This window comes from Variovorax sp. P4_B11, assembly GCF_056402355.1.
Map to the genome: position 1 here is coordinate 39,859 of NZ_JBFUHO010000039.1, position 15,744 is coordinate 55,602.

Consider the following 15,744-nt stretch of genomic DNA (forward strand, 5'->3'; position numbering starts at 1 on the left):
CTGGATCGGCGCTAAAGTGAATCCATTGTTAACTTGAGTTCAACAGTGGAGCCGCCATGACCCACGCCATCCTTCCGGCCGATCTGGGCTTCTTTTCGACGCTGGCGAGCGCCGGAAGCCTCAGCGCGGCCGCGCGCGAGCTCGGTGTCACCACCCCTGCCGTGAGCAAGCACCTGGCCCTGATGGAGTCGAGGATCGGGGTCTTGCTGGTCAATCGGTCGACGCGCCGCATGAGCCTGACGCCTGAAGGCGAGCTGTACCTGGCGCATGCCCGAAGGATCCTTGGCGAGATCGACGGGATGGAGGAACTGCTTGGGGTTTCGAAGGCGAGGCCGAAGGGCCTGCTCCGGGTGAATGCGACGCTGGGCTTCGGCCGCAGTCATGTGGCGCCGCTGATCTCGAAGTTCGTTCGCGAGTACCCGGAAGTGGAAGTCCAGCTGCAGCTCTCGGTGAATCCGCCCGCGCCGACCGAGGATCTGTTCGACGTCTGCGTGCGTTTCGGCGCTCCTCCGGACAGTCGGGTGATCGCCAGGAACATCGCCGCCAACCGGCGCCTGTTGTGCGCTGCGCCGGCCTATCTGGCGAAGCACGGCATCCCCAAGGTCCCCAACGACCTGACCCGGCACAACTGCATCGGGATCCGCCAGGGCGAAGAGGCCTACGGCGTTTGGCGCCTCGCCAGCGGCAGCGGCCGGAATGCCAGCACCGAGGCGGTGAAGACGCGAGGGAACCTGGCCACCAACGATGGCGAGATCGCGGTGAACTGGGCCCTCGACGGTCACGGCATCCTGATGCGGGCCGAGTGGGACATCGAGCGCTACCTTCGCAATGGCCGTTTGGTCCAAGTCTTGCCACAGTACTTCACGCCGGACGCCGACATCTACGCGGTGTATCCGCAGCGGCACCAGCTTGCGGCCCGGGTGCGGGCCTTCGTGGATTTCCTGGCGCTGTCGTTCACGCAGCGGGCGGCGTCGGCGGCCTCCCGCCCATAGCCAGACTCAAAGCACCGCGGCCGTCGTGGCGGACCGTGGTGGGTTTCAGTCCAGCGCCAGGAAATGGTGGACCACCGGCGCCTCGGGCCCGATGTGGAAGCGCACCGCCTCGTGCTGCAGGTCGGCATCGGCCTTCGACACGCGCTGGTGCTGGCGCAGGTGCTCGGCCCACGACTCGACCAGGAACCACTCCATCAGGCGCTCGGGCTCGTGGGTGTGCTCGGTGATGCCCCAGGCGTAGGCGCCGTCGCGCCGGCGTTCCAGCGACAAGGACTTCAGCGCCCGCAGGAAGGCCGGCCGGTCTTCCTTGCGGATGCGGTATTCGATCTGCACCATGACCGGCCCGCGGTCGTTCGCGACCGGCTCGTCGAGCAAGGGTTCGGGCCAGTGGTTGGAGGCCTGCAGGTCGGCCTCGCCGGTCGGCAGCCGGATGCGATGGAATGCGAAGGCCACCGCCGTCAACCCGGCGGCACCGGCCAGCAAGGTGACCGGCACGCCGATCGTCTGCGCCACCAGCCCCCAGCCCAGACTGCCCGCGGCCATGGCGCCGTTGAAGACGGTCAGGTAGATCGCCAGGCCCCGGCCGCGCACCCAGTTCGGCAGCACCCCCTGGGCCACGCCGTTGAGCGTGGTGAGCGCGATGATCCAGCCGCTGCCCAGCAGCAGCATGAGCAGGACCGCCAGCCATTGCGGCGGTGCGCTCGCGAGCACCGCCATCACCAGCGCCGACAGCAGCGATGCGAGCAGCACCAGGCCGTCGGCGTCGAGCTTGGTGCGCAGCCTGGGCAGCAGCAAGGCACCGAGGATCGCCCCGACGCCGACCGCGCCCAGCATCAGGCCGTAGAAGCCGGCCGTGCCGCCCAGCATCCGGCGCGCCACCAGCGGCAGCAAGGCCCAGACCGAACTTGCGAACAGGAAGAACACGGCCGCGCGCAGCAGCACCACGTGCAGCTCGCGGCTGGCGCGGGCGTAGCGCAGGCCGGCCCGGAAGGCGCCGAAGAACTGCTCCGTCAGGCCGCTGTCGGGCGTCGGCGGCCGCTTCCACCACAGCAGCGCCGCAATCACGAACACGTAGCTCAGCACGTCGGCGCCGTAGGCTGCGGCGGCGCCGAAACTCGCCAGCAGCAGGCCGCCGGCGGCCGGGCCGATGGCGCGCGCGATATTGATGCCGAGCGAATTCAGCGCCACCGCGTTCTTGAGGTCGGCGCGCGGCACCAGTTCGGGCACGATCGACTGCCAGGTCGGCCCCATCAGCGCGGCGCCGATGCCGCCGACGAAAGTCAGCGCGATCAGGTATTCGACCGTCAGCGCCTTGGTGCTCGCGAGCAGCAGCAGGGTACCGCTGACCGCGGCCAGCATGAACTGGATGAAGATCAGGAAGCGGCGCCGGTCGAGGATGTCCGACAGCACACCGGCCGGGATCGCCAGCAGGAAGATCGGCAGCGTGGCGGCGGTCTGCACCAAGGCCACCGCGGTCGGGCTGGTCGACAGCTCGGTGACCATCCAGGCGCTGGCGACGTCGCGCATGAAGCTGCCCACGTTGCCCAGCACGGTGGCCCCCCACAGCACGGCGAACACGGGCTGGCGCAACGGTGCGAAGCTGCCGCTCGTGGCGGCAGCGGCAGAGGCCGGGGTCGAAGGGTCAGTGCTCATCGGGTGCCCGCAGATCATGCCAGGCGACCAGCAGGAAGCCGCCGACGAGCCCCCAGTGCTCGAAGAAGGCATTGGCTGCCATGAAGCGATCGGGCGGCCCGAGCTCCCAGAAACGGTTGGCCACGAAAGTGGCCATGAGCGTGAAACCGGCCAGCCCCAGCGCGCCGAGCCAGCGGTGGAAGCCGGTCAGGATCATCAGCGAGGCGCCGAACTCGAAGGCGATCACGGCCACGGCCAGCGGCGCCGCCGGCGCCAGGCCGAAGTGCTGCATCTCGCCGATCGCCGACGCGAAGTCGGTGGCCTTGTCGAAGGCGCCCTGCAGGTAGGCTGCGCACAGCAACAACAGCGCGAGCCAGTGCACGGCGCGCGCGGTGAAGAGACGGCGAAGCGCCTGCATCCTCAGACCGCCCAGCAGGCGCAGCCGAGCGCGCCCCAGAAGCTCTGGAGGTCGGCCACGGGCAGTCGGCTGCTCCAGGCCGTGGCATGCCGATGGCCGTGCACGTTGCAGTCGTTGGCGCAGCCACAGGCCTGGGCCGCCTGACGCAGCGTGGCCTGCAGCGGCGCGCCCTCGGCATCGCCCCAGCCCGCGTAGCCGCCGAAGCGGCGCACCGGCGACCAGTCCGGCATCGCCGGCGGCGGCGCGCCCTCATCGTGCACCGCGAAGTCGCCGGCACCGTAGACCACCTTGCCGCCCACCACCGTGAGCAGCGCCGTGGTGTCGGCGATCTCGGACTCGGGGCAGGCGAAGAAGTCGCGGTCGGGCACGATCAGGTCGGCCAGTTGCCCGGCCTCGATCCGGCCCTTCTTGCCAACCTCGTTGGAGAACCAGGTCACGTGCTCGGTCCACATGCGCAGCGCCGCCTCGCGGTCCAGGCAATTGCGCTGCGGCGTGATCTGCAGGCCGCCGACGGTCTTGCCCGTGACCAGCCACGACAGCGACACCCAGGGGTTGTAGGAAGCCACCCGCGTGGCGTCGGTGCCGGCCGAGACCTTCACGCCCTTCTCGAGCATGCGCTTGACCGGCGGCGTCGCCTCGGCCGCCGCCGCCCCGTAGCGCTCGACGAAGTATTCGCCCTGGTAGGCCATGCGGTGCTGCACCGCGATGCCGCCGCCGAGCGCCGCGATGCGGTCGATCGACTTCTCGGAGATGGTCTCGCAGTGGTCGAAGAACCAGTTCAGCCCGGCCAGCGGCGTGTCGCGGTTCACCTTCTCGAAGACGTCGAGCGCACGCTCGATGGTCTCGTCGTAGGTGGCGTGCATGCGCCACGGCCAGCGGTTCTGCACCAGCACGCGCACCACCTCCTCGAGATCGCCCTCCATCTCGGGCCCCATGTCGGGACGCGGCTGGCGGAAGTCCTCGAAGTCGGCGGCCGAGAACACCAGCATCTCGCCGGCGCCGTTGTGGCGGAAGTAGTCGTCGCCCTGCTTGTAGTTGGACGTCGCGGTCCAGTTCAGGAAGTCCTGCTTCTCCTGCTTGGGCTTCTGCGTGAACAGGTTGTAGGCCAGCCGAATGGTCAGTTGGCCGGCGTCGGCCAGCTGCTGGATGACCTGGTAGTCCTCGGGGAAGTTCTGGAAGCCGCCGCCGGCGTCGATGGCGCCGGTGACGCCGAGCCGGTTGAGCTCGCGCATGAAGTGGCGCGTCGAGTTGAGCTGGTAGTCGAAGGGCAGCTTCGGCCCCTTGGCCAGCGTCGCATACAGGATGCTCGCGTTCGGCTTGGCCAGCAGCAGCCCGGTCGGGTTGCCGGCGCTGTCGCGCACGATCTCGCCGCCCGGCGGCGCCGGCGTCTCGCGCGTGTAGCCGACCGCGCGCAGGGCCGCGCCGTTGAGCAGGGCGCGGTCGTACAGGTGCAGCAGGAACACCGGCGTGTCGGGCGCCACGGCATTGAGCTCGTCGAGGGTCGGCAGCCGCTTCTCGGCGAACTGGTGCTCGCTGAAGCCGCCCACCACGCGCACCCACTGCGGCGCCGGCGTGATCGCCACCTGGCGCTTGAGCATGCCCATCGCGTCGGCCAGGCTGCGCACGCCGTCCCAGCGCAGCTCGAGGTTGAAGTTGAGGCCGCCGCGGATGATGTGCAGGTGGTTGTCGATCAAGCCCGGCAGCACCGGCCGGCCCTGGAGGTCGATCACGCGGGTCGCGGGACCGGCCAGCGGCAGGACGTCCTCGTCGCGGCCGACACGGCTGAAGCGCCCGTCGGTGACGGCCACCGCGCTGGCGACCGGGTTGGCGCGGTCCAGCGTGGTGATGCGCCCGTTGTGGAGGACCAGCGACGGCGACTCAGCCACGGCCCTGCTCCCCACTGGCGACGGCAGCGCCCGCGCTCGGCGGGAGCGCTTCCTTGGCGCATTCGGGCAGGCGCCCGAACATGTGCGGCTTGACCTGGTGCTGCAGCCAGGAGGTCGATGTCGGGCTGCGGTCGAACAGGCGCTTGGCCAGCGGCGGCAGCTGCTCGCCGGCCAGGATGCCCAGCAGGCCGACCAGCGCGATGATCGGCGGCGCCGGCGAGCGCACGCTGAAGAGCGCGTAGATGACGCCCACCAGCACGCCGAGCGCCAACGAAACGAGGTAGGGCTTCATTCGCGTGGCTCCCCTTCAGCCTTCGTGGGCGCCGAACATGGTCTTGGCGTAGATGATGCCCAGGCCGTAGGCCCCGCCGAACTTCTTCGCGATGCCGGTGGTCATGTCGTAGGTGCCGGTGCGGGCCCAGTCGCGCTGCAACTCCAGCAGGTACTGCAACGAGGTCATGGGCTGGGCGCCGGCCTGCACCATGCGGTCCATCGCCCGGTTGTGGGCCTCGGCCGAGACGTCGCCGCAGGCGTCGGCGATCACGAAGACCTCGAAGCCCTGGTCGAGCGCCGACAGCGCCGGGCCGACGATGCAGACCCCGGTCCAGAGCCCGCACAGCACGATGCGCGACTTGCCGATCTCGTTGACCTTCCGGATCACGGCGGCGTCCTCCCAGGTGTTCATGGAGGTGCGGTCGAGCATTGCCTGCTCGGGGAAGGCGGCCTTGATCTCGTCGAACATCGGGCCCGAGAAGCTCTTCTCGGCCACCGTCGTGAGGATGGTCGAGGCCCCGAAGCCGGCGGCCGAATGCGCCACCAGCGCCGCATTGTTGCGCAGCGTGACGGCATCGATCGAGTGCGTCGCGAAGGCCATCTGCGACTGGAAGTCGATCATGATCAGCGTGTGATCGGTCGGCGTGAGGAGCTTGGCGCCCGGGGTGGGCTTGGCGGTGATCGGCATGGCTGGGTCCTTTCGAGAAGCAGAGCAGGTCTGCGGTGGGAAGTTGCCCGAGGCTACGGTACGCAGACCTCGCCGGCTTGAACAATGTGGCGCCGTTTTTACCGTTTGTGCGCTGACGGCGACGCTCGCGCCGGACGGTCCGCTGCAGGTCAATCTGCAAGGCTGCCGGCGGCGGCGACGATCTGCGCCGCATCCGGAAAGATGCAAAGGCTGTTCGGCCCGTCGCGCGCCTCGATCTGCACCCAGCGGACCCTGCCGGCCGCGTCGACCAGGAAGTGTCCGACCAGCTGAGTGCCGTGGCTTGCGAAGATGGCATCGTCGGTTTCGTCAAGCTCGAACCCGTCCTTGGCGTTGAGTGCGGTGTTGGCTTCCATCGGCTGCATCGGTTCCGGCAACACACCGCCAGGATTGATTCGCGCCGCCTCGAATTGCGCCATGCTTGCGCGATAGGGCCATTCGGGGCGCTCGCTGCTGCCATCGGGCAGGAACTCGAGATACGGCACGCCGAAGGCCCGGTGCGTGAGGCAATCCGGGTCGCACAGCAGCGTGACCGGCGTCGGCCGGTGGCGAAAATACAGGCTGGCATGTTCCACCGGCGTGTTGATCACGGCGAAGGTCTCGACCCCCATTGCGCGCAAGGGCGCCTGTACGCCGGCAAGCTGCAGCACCTGGCGCCGGCAGAACGGGCAATGCAGCCCGCGATAGAAGCCGATCAGGAACGGGCGACCGCGCAAGCTGTCCAGGGAGACCATTCCTTCGATGTTGGCCGCGCGAAGCGCGAACGCGGGCGCAAGCTCGCCCGGCTGCAAGGGGCGTCTCTGGTCTCCCATGGAACATCTCCTTTGGGTGTCGTCCAGTTGAAGAGCGGAAGGCCGACCGTATCACTTGTCACAGGCCGGCACAACGCTCGAGCTCGCGTGACGCGCCACCTACCGTCCGAGTCGCGCAGGCACTCGCAATCTATCGAAACATTGCTTCATGCAGCCGGTATCTGGCTCGAAGCGAGGCCTAGCTCTTCTTGGATGTTTTCGCAAAGAACTGCGTCGGCTGGTGCTGAACGGCATCACTGCCGCACTTCGGGCATTGCAAGCGGGCAGTCTCATGCTCGGCGACGTGTTCGATGTGGTCGAAAACCTCGCCGCACTTCACGCAACGATACTGGTACGTAGGCATGGCGCTTCTCCATGACGGTTGCGAGAGGCGCAGTTGCAACCGTGAATGCCGGCGCCCCTCCTCGTTGATCCTACGACGATGCCGCCGAGTTGGAAACTCTTGCACGTTTCTCGTCAGTCCGGAATCGGAGTGCGGTTTCAAGCCATCGCGGCCGCAGGCCAGCGCAGCACGTGACCGGTTCGCTCGGCGAAGCGCTCGAGGTCTTCGGGCGTGTCGATGTCGACGCGATAGCGCCGGTTGTCGGTGTCGAGCCAGTGCACCTGCTCCGGATGGGCTTCGCGCCAGCGGCGGCAGGCGCCATCGACCTCCCCGGCCAGCCACTGATCGCGCAATCCGGCCTCGAAGATGACCGGATTGCCCGGCTCGCCGGCCACGCGGGGCACCACCATCGACGCCTCGCCACGCTTCTTGAAGGCGCCGATCAGCGCCGTGATGTCCTGCGCGTTGATCATCGGCTGGTCGGCCAGCGCGACGACCACCGCGTCGAGCCGGCCCGAAAGCGCCTGCAGGCCGATGCGCACCGACGAGGCCTGGCCGTCGTCCGGCGCCGGGTTGCGCGCCAGCGTGACCGGGAATTCGCGCACCGCCGCCTCGATCGCCTCGGCGTGATGGCCGAGCACCACGACCACCTCGTCGACGCCCGCGCCCGACAGCGCGATGAGCTGGCGCCGGATCAGCGGCACGCCGCCGAGTTCGAGCAGCGACTTGGGCCGTCCGCCGAGCCGTCTGCCGGCCCCTGCGGCCAGTAGCACGGCGCCCACCACGAGCCGCGAATAGAGACCGCCGCCGCCCTTGAGGATGCAGCCCATGTCAGTCTCCGCAGCACGGCGACCTGGCCGGCAGCGCAGCCACCGCCGGGCGAGGAAGCGCAACCTCGCCCTCCGGCTGATGCGCAGGCGACGCGGCGGATCGGCGTCGGTTCGACACCACCGCCGCCAGCACCGACAGCGCGATCTCCTCCGGCGTCGTCGCCGAAATCGGGTAGCCCGCCGGCGCCACGATCGCAGCCACGGCGACCGCATCGGCACCCGCGGTGATCAACGAATCCTTCAGCACCTGCGCCTTGCGCGCGCTGGCGACGAAGGACACCTGCCGCGCATTCAACGACAGCGCCAGTCCCAGCGCCTGCAGGTCCCGGCGCCCCTGCGTTGCGATGACGACCCAGGCGCCGGCGCCGACCTGCGGCAGCACGGTGGCCGCATCGTCGCGGTCGATGACCCGGCAGGCATCGGGATGGTCCGCCGCCTTCGCGCCCTGGGCGACCAGCGTCACCGAGAAGCCGACGCGCGGCCCGAGCTGCACCAGGCTCGCGGCCACCGGCGAGCTGCCGATCACCACCAGCTCCGCGCGCGGCAGCAGCGGGTCGACGAACAGCTCCAGCGTGCCGCCGGAGTGGCAGGCCATGCCGAACTCGAGCACGTCGCCCAGGTCGCGTTCGTGGCCCTCCTCGGCCGGCGCGATGCGGATCATCCGCGCGCGGCCGTCGGCCAGCGCCTGGCGCACGGTGCGGATCACCGCCGGCTGCGCGCAGCCGCCGCCGACCCAGCCATGCATCTCGCCGGCGGCGGTGACGACCGCCTTGTCGCCCGGATGCGCGGACGCGGGCGGCAGCGCCTTCACGACGCTGACCAGCGCGCAGGGCGTACCGGCCTGCTGCAGCCGGCGCGCGGCCTCGAGGACGGTGTCGGCGTGGTTCATGTCATCTTCTCCTTCAGGGGGATGCCCGCGATTCAACGCAGGTGCTTCGCGAGATCGGCAAGATCACGCAGACTGTTGAGACGCGAAAAACCGTCCACAAGTTCGCGTTTCCCGATCACCGCCTGCATCGACTGCGATGCCGGCGGCGCCTCGGACGGATAAAACCAGTGCACCCGTGCACCGCGGGCTCGCACGCGCGCCAGTTCCTGCGCCAGCCGTTCCGGCGGATCGGCATCGAAGCCATCGGACAGCACCCAGACGCGCGCGTTGCGCTGCAGCTGTGCGCGCGCATGCACCGCGTGGAAGTCCGCCACGCTGGTGGCGATGCGGGTGCCGCCGCCGAAGCCGGCCGTCACGGCATTGATCTTCTCCTGCACCGCGGCCGAATCGCTGCGCAGCAGCGGCGTGACCTCGGCCAGCCGGGTGTGGAACACGAACACCCGTGCGTTCATGGCGGCGACGAAGGCGCGCGCGATGCGCAGGAAAAGCTGGGCATGGGTTTCCATCGACCGGCTGACGTCCACCAGGATGAAGAGCCGCGGCCATTCCCGCCGCGCGGCGCGCCATGCGGGATGGATCGGCAGTCCGCCGGTTCGAAGGCTGGCGCGCAGCGTGCGCCGAACGTCGAGACGACGCCCCCGCGCATCGTCGTGCCAGCGCCGCGTCAAGCGCTTGCGCAGCCGCCGCGCGATCCGCTCGGCCAGGCTCTGCAGCTGCGTCAGGTCTTGCGGCAGCCATTGCGACAACGAGCGGTCGTGCAGCGCGTCGGTGCGGCTGGCCCCGCCTTGCGCCCGCTGCAGCGCAGCGTGGTCGTCGACGACGGGCGGCGCGTCGAGCGCGGTGTCGGCCGCGCCGGGCCGGGCCGAAGGCGAAGCGCCGTCCATGTGCTCGTGCAGGCTCTGCACCACCTGCTGCAGGCTTCGGCTCGGCCGCGTCTGGCCGCCGACCTTGGCGCGGCCCCTGGCGCGCTGCGGATACCAGTAGCTGTCGAACAGCTCGGGCCAGCGACGCCAGTCGTTGGCGTCGTGGCAGGCGATCGCGCGCCAGGCCGGATCGAGTCGCGCCGCCCGCGCGAGCGGCAGGCGCAGCGCCGCCTGCACGAAGGCCTGCTGCTCGGAAATGCCGACCTTCATGCCGTGGTCGCGCAGCAGCGCGGCGAAGCCGGCGATGCTCTCGAGCGGGCTCGCCACGGTGTTCATGTCGGCGCCGCCGTCGATTGCGGCGCCTTCTCTGCGACGCCGACCGCGCGCCGTCCTTCGATCAACTGCCGCATGCGGTCCTCGCCGAACTGGAAGCGGTCCTCGCGCGTTTTCAGCAGGCAGGCCAGCGTGGCCGCGAGCGCGTGCGGATCCTCGGGCAGCGCCTTGAAAGTCAAGCGGTGCAGGGCGCGCACCCAGTCCAGCGTCTCGGCCACGCCGGGCTTCTTGGCCAGGTCTTCGCGCCGCAGCCGCTGCACGAAGGCCACCGCCTGCTCGACCAGCGCGCCTTCGGCTTCCGGCAGCGTGTTGCGCACGATCGCGATCTCGCGCGCCAGGCTCGGATAGTCGAGGTAGTGGTACAGGCAGCGCCGGCGCAGCGCATCCGACAGTTCGCGCGTGCCGTTGCTGGTCAGCACCACCTGCGGGATGTGCCTGGCATGCAGCGTGCCGAGCTCGGGCACCGTGATCTGGTAGTCGGCCAGCACCTCCAGCAGGAAGGCCTCGAAGGCCTCGTCGGCGCGATCGATCTCGTCGATCAGCAGCACGCAGGGCTGCTCGCTCGAGATGGCCTGCAGCAGCGGCCGCTCCAGCAGGTAGTCGCGCGCGAACAGGTCGGACTCCTTGAGCCCCTCGGCCCGCGTCTCGCCGAGGCGGATCGCCAGCAGCTGGCGGGCGTAGTTCCACTCGTAGGCGGCCTGCGACAGGTCGAGGCCTTCGTGGCACTGGAGCCGAACCAGCGCCTGTCCCCGGGCCCGGGCCAGCGCGCCGGCCAGCGCGGTCTTGCCGACACCGGCGTCGCCCTCGATCAGCAGCGGCCGCTCGAGCTCGCCGGCCAGCCACAGCGTGGTCGCCAGGCTCTCGTCGGCGATGTAGCCGGCGCGGTGGAGCGACTCTCGCAGCTCGGCGTCGGTCATGGCAAGCTCAGGCGCGCTTGCCGAACAGGCCGGCCACCCAGCCCTTGAGCAGGTGCCAGAAGATCGCGAGCGCATTGATCTCGTTCGGCTTGACCGTCGCGGCCGCCGGTGCGGCCGCCGAGGGCTCCGGCGGCTCGACCGGTGCCATGGCGACGGCTTCGGGCGCGGCCTCGGTCGTCGCGACGGCGGCCGCCTGCGGCACCGGCAAGGCGGCCGCCGCCACGCGGAAGTTGTCGACGAACTGGCCGAGCAGCATGTCGGACACCTGCACCATGAGCCGGCCGCCAAATTGCGCGAACTTGCCGTTGACGATCACCTCGGCATGGCCCACCAGCACCGAGCTGCCGGCCGTCTCGCCGGCCTCGATCGTGGCCCGGAGGTTCATCGACGCCGACGAGCCGCCGCGGTCCGAGCCCTTGCCCAGCAGCTGCAGCGTCTGGTGCACCTCGTCGAGCGCCAGCACTTCGATGTCGCCCGCGAAGGCCGCATTGGCCGGCCCGACCTTGACCTTGACGCTGCCCTTGTAGTGCGTGTCGTCGATCTTCTCGGTGATGGCCGCGCCAGGCATGCAGCCGGCCGTGGCCGGCACATCGGCGAGCAGCCTCCAGGCGCGCCGGGCGTCGACGTCGAGCGGATAGCGTTTGTCGAGCTTGACTTCCATGGGTCTGCGATCGGGTGCGGCGCCTCAGAGCGCGACGCCGCTTTGCTTGAGCTGCTGCCAGACGCGGTAGGCGCTGTGCGGCATCACCATGTGCCTGACGCCGAGGTGCGCAAAGGCATCGACCACCGCCGAAGTAAAGGTCGGGATCGACCCGACGTGCGGCGATTCGGCCACCCCCTTGGCGCCCAGCGGGTGGTGCGGCGACGGCGTCACGGTGTGGTCGGTCTCCCACTTCGGCGTCTCGACCGCGGTCGGCAGGAAGTAGTCCATCAGCGTGTTGCCCAGCAGGTTGCCCTGGGCATCGAAAGGCATCTGCTGGCCCATCGCGACCGCATAGCCTTCGGTCAGCCCGCCATGGATCTGGCCCTCGATGATCATCGGGTTGATGCGCGTGCCGCAATCGTCGAGCGCGTAGAAGCGCCGCACCTTGGTCTCGCCGGTGCCGCGGTCGATGTCGACCACGCACAGGTAGACGCCGAACGGGAAGGTGAAGTTCGGCGGGTCGTAGTAGTGCACCGCCTCGAGGCCGGGCTCCAGCCCGGGCGGGGCCTGGTGGTAGGCCGCCCAGGCGATGTCCTTCATCGACTTGAAGCGCGCGTCGTCGCCCTTGACCTTGAAGCGGTCGATCTCCCAGTCGAGGTCGTTCTCGCCGACCTCGAGCAGGTGGGCGGCGATCTTGCGCGCCTTGGCATGGATCTTCCGCGAGGCCATCGCCACCGCGGCGCCGCCCACCGGCGTCGAGCGCGAGCCATAGGTGCCGAGACCGTAGGGCGCGGTGGAGGTGTCGCCTTCCTCGACTTGGATCACCTCCGAGGGGATGCCGAGTTCGGTGGCGATGATCTGGGCGTAGGTGGTCGCGTGCGCCTGGCCGGTCGAGATGGTGCCCATGCGCGCGATCGCGCTGCCGGTCGGGTGGATGCGGATCTCGCAGCTGTCGAACATGCCGACGCCGAGGATGTCGCACATCTTGCTGGGCCCGGCGCCGACCACTTCGGTGAAGGCGACCAGGCCGATGCCCATCAGAGTCGGGCAGGCCGGATCGGCCCGCTTGGCCGCCTGTTCGGCACGCAGGCCCTGGTAGTCGCAGGCGGCCAGCACCTTGTCGAGCGCCGCCTGGTAGTCACCCGAGTCGTACTCGAAGCCGAAGGCCGAGGTGTAGGGGAACTGTTCCTTGCGGATGAAGTTCTTGGCCCTGATCTCGGCCTTGTCCATGCCGAGCTGCTGCGCCAGGATGTCGACCATCCGCTCGATGACATAGACCGCCTCGGTCACGCGGAACGAGCAGCGGTAGGCCACGCCGCCGGGCGCCTTGTTGGTGTACACGCCCTTCACGCTGCACCAGGCCGCCGGGATGTCGTAGGAGCCCGAGCAGATGTGGAACATGCCGGCCGGGTACTTGGTCGGATCGGCGCAGGCGTCGAAGGCGCCGTGGTCGGCGAGCACGTTGACGCGCAGGCCGAGGATCTTGCCGTCTTGCGTGGCGGCGATCTCGCCGTCCATGTGGTAGTCGCGGGCGAAGGCGGTGCTCGAGATGTTCTCGATCCGGTCCTCGATCCACTTCACCGGCTTGCCGAGCACGATGCTGGCGACGATGGCGCAGACGTAGCCCGGATAGACCCCGACCTTGTTGCCGAAGCCGCCGCCGATGTCGGGCGAGACGATGCGCACCTTCGACTCCGGAATGCCCGACAGCAGCGACACCACGGTGCGCACCACGTGCGGCGCCTGCGAGGTCATCCAGGTCGTGAGTTCGCCGCGGACCGGATCGAAGGAGGCCACGCAGCCGCAGGTCTCGAGCGGGCACGGATGCACGCGCGGGTAGAAGATGCGCTCGGCCACCTTCACCGGCGCGGCGTCGAAGGCGGCGTCGGCCGCGGCCTTGTCGCCCGCCTCCCAGGTAAAGATGTGGTTCGGATGGTCGCGCTTGCCATGCGCGCCCTCGGTCTTGCCCGCCAGGTCCTCGCGCAGCACCGGCGCATCGGGCGCCAGCGCGGCGTAGGGGTCGAGCACCACCGGCAGTTCGTCGTACTCGACGATCACCGCCTCGACGCCATCGGCCGCCGCGTAGCGGTCCTCGGCGATCACGACCGCGACCTCCTGCATCTGGAAGTGCACTTTCTCGTCGGCCAGCACGGCCTGCACGTCGCCGGCCAGCGTCGGCATCCAGTGCAGCTTGAGCGGCTTCAGGTCTTCGGCCGTCAGCACCGCGATCACGCCGGGCACCTTCAGTGCCTCGGTCTTGTCGATCTTCTTGATGCGCGCATGGGCAACCGGCGAACGCACGATGTCCATGTGCAGCATGCCGGCCATCTGGATGTCGTCGACGTAGTTGCCCTTGCCCTGGATGAAGCGCGCGTCTTCCTTGCGCAGGCGGCTGTCGCCCATGCCCTGCAGCGCGGCCGCGCGTTCGAGCAGCTCGGGATTGATCGGCGCGTTCATTGGACCCCCTTGGCGCTACGCGCCGTCCCCCCGAGGGGGAATTCGCCCTTCGGGCGGCCGTGCGTGCTCATGCGGCCACCTCTTCAGTTTGCTGCAGCTTGGCCGCCGCATACAGGACGGCCTTCACGATGTTCTGGTAGCCGGTGCAGCGGCACAGGTTGCCGCCGATGCCGGCACGCACCTCCTCTTCGGTCGGATTCGGGTTCTCCTGCAGGAAGCGGTAGCTGCGCATCAGCATGCCGGGCGTGCAGAAGCCGCACTGCAGGCCGTGCTCCTTGTAGAAGCCTTCCTGCACCGCGTGCAGCAGCGGACCCTTGGCCAGGCCCTCGACGGTCAGTACCTCGGAACCATCGCACTGGATCGCCAGGTGGGTGCAGCTCTTGACCGATTGGCCGTCGAGGTCGACGGTGCAGGCGCCGCAGTGGCTGGTCTCGCAGCCGATGTGCGCGCCGGTCAGGCGGCATTCCTCGCGCAGGAAGTGGATCAGCAGCGTGCGCGGCTCGACCGCCTTCTCCACGCGCTGGCCGTTGATGGTGAGACTGATGATCTGCTTGCCCATGGGTCGCTCCTTGTTGTACTTATTTGCAGCGCGACAGCGCCAGCCGCAGCGCCCGCTGCACCATCTGGCCGGCCATCGCGATCTTGTAGTCGCGGTCGCCGCGCAGGTCCTCGGCGGGATCGCAGACCGCCATCGCGCGGGCGGCGGCATCGGCGATCGCGGCCTCGGTCAGCGGCTTGCCGAGCAGCGCGGCTTCGGCGTCGGCGGCGCGCAGGGCCGTCGGCGCCAGGTTGGTCAGCGCAATGCGGATGTGGCTCACCTTGCCGCCGTCGATGCGCAGCACCACCGCCGCGGCGGCGGTGGCCCAGTCGCCGGTCTTGCGCTTGAGCTTCTGGTAGGCGTAGCCGGTGCCGGGCGCGAAGGCCGGCATGCGGATCGCGGTCATCACCTCGTCCTCGGCCATGTCGGTCATGTAGGTGCCTTGGAAGAAGCCGTCAGCCTTCACCTCGCGCGTGCCCTTCGGCCCTTCGAGCACGAACACGGCATCCAGCGCCATCGACAGCGCGGGGTGGTCGTTGCCCGGGTCGCCATGCGCGATGTCGCCGCCGATGGTGCCGCGGTTGCGCACCTGCGGGTCGGCGATCTGCTTCGCGGCCTCGGGCAGCAGCGGCAGCTTCTGCTGCAGCAACGCCGAGCGGATCAAGTCGTTCTCGACCGTCATCGCACCGATCACGATCGTCCCGCCCTCCTCGCGGATGCCGCGCAGACTCTCGATGCGGTTCAGATCGATCAGGTGCGCCGGCTGCGCGAAGCGCAGCTTCATCATCGGCAGCAGGCTGTGGCCACCGGCCAGCAGCTTGGCGTCGACGCCGTACTGCCCGAGCAGCGCGATCGCATCGCCGACCGAGCGGGGCGCGTGGTAGTCGAATCCGGATGGGATCATCGTTCTTGTCTCCTGTCGTGGGGTCGCCGACAGAAGTTAAGGCGACCGGGTTTCGACCGCGGGCTCCGACGCACGAACGACCGCATCGCACGCACGAATGGCGGCGTTCGTTGCATGAACGGCGAGCGCCGGATCGCCAGCTCGGGTTTTCCCTGATGATCTGGCCCGGTCCGGCCCGGCGACGGCGAGGTGCTCACGTTCCTGTCCCGGAACGATCGCGTGGGTCGCCAACGAACCGTGCGCGCAGCACAATCCGGACACCCCGAGGAGTCATCCATGAACGCACCACCCACCTACGCGCATGCGATCGTCACGACCGCCGAACTGGT

Annotated in this window: 16 protein-coding genes; 1 reads left to right on the top strand and 15 read right to left on the bottom strand. The window is 69.3% G+C overall.

Features of this window, described 5'->3' with window-relative positions; genetic code table 11:
* The first annotated feature begins 56 nt into the window (after positions 1–56).
* Positions 57–992, top strand: a complete 936-nt coding sequence (locus AC1DYD_RS27680; protein ID WP_478175959.1) for a LysR substrate-binding domain-containing protein — start codon at positions 57–59, stop codon at positions 990–992.
* A gap of 45 nt (positions 993–1,037) precedes the next feature.
* On the opposite strand, the gene AC1DYD_RS27685 is transcribed toward AC1DYD_RS27680, so the two are convergent.
* The 15 genes from AC1DYD_RS27685 to AC1DYD_RS27755 all read right to left on the bottom strand — a co-directional run bounded on the left by AC1DYD_RS27685 (position 1,038) and on the right by AC1DYD_RS27755 (position 15,415).
* Positions 1,038–2,645, bottom strand: a complete 1,608-nt coding sequence (locus AC1DYD_RS27685; RefSeq protein WP_478175960.1) for an MFS transporter — start codon at positions 2,643–2,645, stop codon at positions 1,038–1,040.
* Positions 2,635–3,042 carry a DoxX family protein gene (locus AC1DYD_RS27690; RefSeq protein WP_478175961.1) on the bottom strand — a complete coding sequence of 136 codons (408 nt, stop codon included), beginning with the start codon at positions 3,040–3,042 and terminating at the stop codon, positions 2,635–2,637. Before AC1DYD_RS27690 ends, AC1DYD_RS27685 begins: the two co-directional genes overlap by 11 nt.
* A gap of 2 nt (positions 3,043–3,044) precedes the next feature.
* Positions 3,045–4,928 carry an amidohydrolase gene (locus tag AC1DYD_RS27695; protein ID WP_478175962.1) on the bottom strand — a complete coding sequence of 628 codons (1,884 nt, stop codon included), beginning with the start codon at positions 4,926–4,928 and terminating at the stop codon, positions 3,045–3,047.
* Positions 4,921–5,220, bottom strand: a complete 300-nt coding sequence (locus AC1DYD_RS27700) for a XapX domain-containing protein (RefSeq protein WP_478175963.1) — start codon at positions 5,218–5,220, stop codon at positions 4,921–4,923. The genes AC1DYD_RS27695 and AC1DYD_RS27700 overlap by 8 nt, the downstream gene beginning before the upstream one ends.
* A gap of 15 nt (positions 5,221–5,235) precedes the next feature.
* Positions 5,236–5,889, bottom strand: a complete 654-nt coding sequence (locus AC1DYD_RS27705; protein WP_478175964.1) for a hydrolase — start codon at positions 5,887–5,889, stop codon at positions 5,236–5,238.
* Positions 5,890–6,038: 149 nt separating this feature from the next.
* A complete protein-coding gene (locus tag AC1DYD_RS27710) occupies positions 6,039–6,719 on the bottom strand; it encodes a redoxin domain-containing protein (RefSeq protein WP_478175965.1) in 681 nt (226 codons plus the stop codon).
* A 178-nt stretch (positions 6,720–6,897) separates the two neighbouring features.
* On the bottom strand, positions 6,898–7,062 hold the full coding sequence (locus AC1DYD_RS27715; RefSeq protein ID WP_478175966.1) for an FmdB family zinc ribbon protein: 165 nt from the start codon (positions 7,060–7,062) through the stop codon (positions 6,898–6,900).
* 137 nt (positions 7,063–7,199) lie between these two features.
* Positions 7,200–7,871 (bottom strand): nucleotidyltransferase family protein, encoded by a 672-nt coding sequence (locus tag AC1DYD_RS27720; RefSeq protein WP_478175967.1) that lies wholly within the window; start codon positions 7,869–7,871, stop codon positions 7,200–7,202.
* A gap of 1 nt (position 7,872) precedes the next feature.
* A complete protein-coding gene (locus AC1DYD_RS27725; RefSeq protein ID WP_478175968.1) occupies positions 7,873–8,760 on the bottom strand; it encodes an XdhC family protein in 888 nt (295 codons plus the stop codon).
* A gap of 32 nt (positions 8,761–8,792) precedes the next feature.
* The gene (locus AC1DYD_RS27730; RefSeq protein WP_478175969.1) at positions 8,793–9,959 is read right to left on the bottom strand and encodes a VWA domain-containing protein; all 1,167 of its coding nucleotides are present in this window, start codon (positions 9,957–9,959) and stop codon (positions 8,793–8,795) included.
* Positions 9,956–10,873, bottom strand: a complete 918-nt coding sequence (locus AC1DYD_RS27735; protein ID WP_478175970.1) for an AAA family ATPase — start codon at positions 10,871–10,873, stop codon at positions 9,956–9,958. Before AC1DYD_RS27735 ends, AC1DYD_RS27730 begins: the two co-directional genes overlap by 4 nt.
* Positions 10,874–10,880: 7 nt before the next feature.
* A complete protein-coding gene (locus AC1DYD_RS27740; protein WP_478175971.1) occupies positions 10,881–11,534 on the bottom strand; it encodes an SRPBCC family protein in 654 nt (217 codons plus the stop codon).
* Positions 11,535–11,558: 24 nt separating this feature from the next.
* Positions 11,559–13,973 (bottom strand): aerobic carbon-monoxide dehydrogenase large subunit, encoded by a 2,415-nt coding sequence (locus AC1DYD_RS27745; RefSeq protein ID WP_478175972.1) that lies wholly within the window; start codon positions 13,971–13,973, stop codon positions 11,559–11,561.
* Between the two features lie 67 nt (positions 13,974–14,040).
* On the bottom strand, positions 14,041–14,532 hold the full coding sequence (locus AC1DYD_RS27750) for a (2Fe-2S)-binding protein (RefSeq protein WP_478175973.1): 492 nt from the start codon (positions 14,530–14,532) through the stop codon (positions 14,041–14,043).
* Positions 14,533–14,551: 19 nt separating this feature from the next.
* Entirely contained in the window at positions 14,552–15,415 is an 864-nt protein-coding gene (locus AC1DYD_RS27755; RefSeq protein ID WP_478175974.1) for an FAD binding domain-containing protein, read from the bottom strand.
* Positions 15,416–15,744: the final 329 nt, after the last annotated feature.

Bases quoted from the DNA above. Each gene is read 5' to 3' on its own strand.
- AC1DYD_RS27680 (WP_478175959.1), top strand. From the start codon at position 57: ATGACCCACGCCATCCTTCCGGCCGATCTGGGCTTCTTTTCGACGCTG.
- AC1DYD_RS27685 (WP_478175960.1), bottom strand. From the start codon at position 2,645: ATGAGCACTGACCCTTCGACCCCGGCCTCTGCCGCTGCCGCCACGAGC.
- AC1DYD_RS27690 (WP_478175961.1), bottom strand. From the start codon at position 3,042: ATGCAGGCGCTTCGCCGTCTCTTCACCGCGCGCGCCGTGCACTGGCTC.
- AC1DYD_RS27700 (WP_478175963.1), bottom strand. From the start codon at position 5,220: ATGAAGCCCTACCTCGTTTCGTTGGCGCTCGGCGTGCTGGTGGGCGTC.
- AC1DYD_RS27705 (WP_478175964.1), bottom strand. From the start codon at position 5,889: ATGCCGATCACCGCCAAGCCCACCCCGGGCGCCAAGCTCCTCACGCCG.
- AC1DYD_RS27710 (WP_478175965.1), bottom strand. From the start codon at position 6,719: ATGGGAGACCAGAGACGCCCCTTGCAGCCGGGCGAGCTTGCGCCCGCG.
- AC1DYD_RS27715 (WP_478175966.1), bottom strand. From the start codon at position 7,062: ATGCCTACGTACCAGTATCGTTGCGTGAAGTGCGGCGAGGTTTTCGAC.
- AC1DYD_RS27720 (WP_478175967.1), bottom strand. From the start codon at position 7,871: ATGGGCTGCATCCTCAAGGGCGGCGGCGGTCTCTATTCGCGGCTCGTG.
- AC1DYD_RS27725 (WP_478175968.1), bottom strand. From the start codon at position 8,760: ATGAACCACGCCGACACCGTCCTCGAGGCCGCGCGCCGGCTGCAGCAG.
- AC1DYD_RS27730 (WP_478175969.1), bottom strand. From the start codon at position 9,959: ATGAACACCGTGGCGAGCCCGCTCGAGAGCATCGCCGGCTTCGCCGCG.
- AC1DYD_RS27735 (WP_478175970.1), bottom strand. From the start codon at position 10,873: ATGACCGACGCCGAGCTGCGAGAGTCGCTCCACCGCGCCGGCTACATC.
- AC1DYD_RS27740 (WP_478175971.1), bottom strand. From the start codon at position 11,534: ATGGAAGTCAAGCTCGACAAACGCTATCCGCTCGACGTCGACGCCCGG.
- AC1DYD_RS27745 (WP_478175972.1), bottom strand. From the start codon at position 13,973: ATGAACGCGCCGATCAATCCCGAGCTGCTCGAACGCGCGGCCGCGCTG.
- AC1DYD_RS27750 (WP_478175973.1), bottom strand. From the start codon at position 14,532: ATGGGCAAGCAGATCATCAGTCTCACCATCAACGGCCAGCGCGTGGAG.
- AC1DYD_RS27755 (WP_478175974.1), bottom strand. From the start codon at position 15,415: ATGATCCCATCCGGATTCGACTACCACGCGCCCCGCTCGGTCGGCGAT.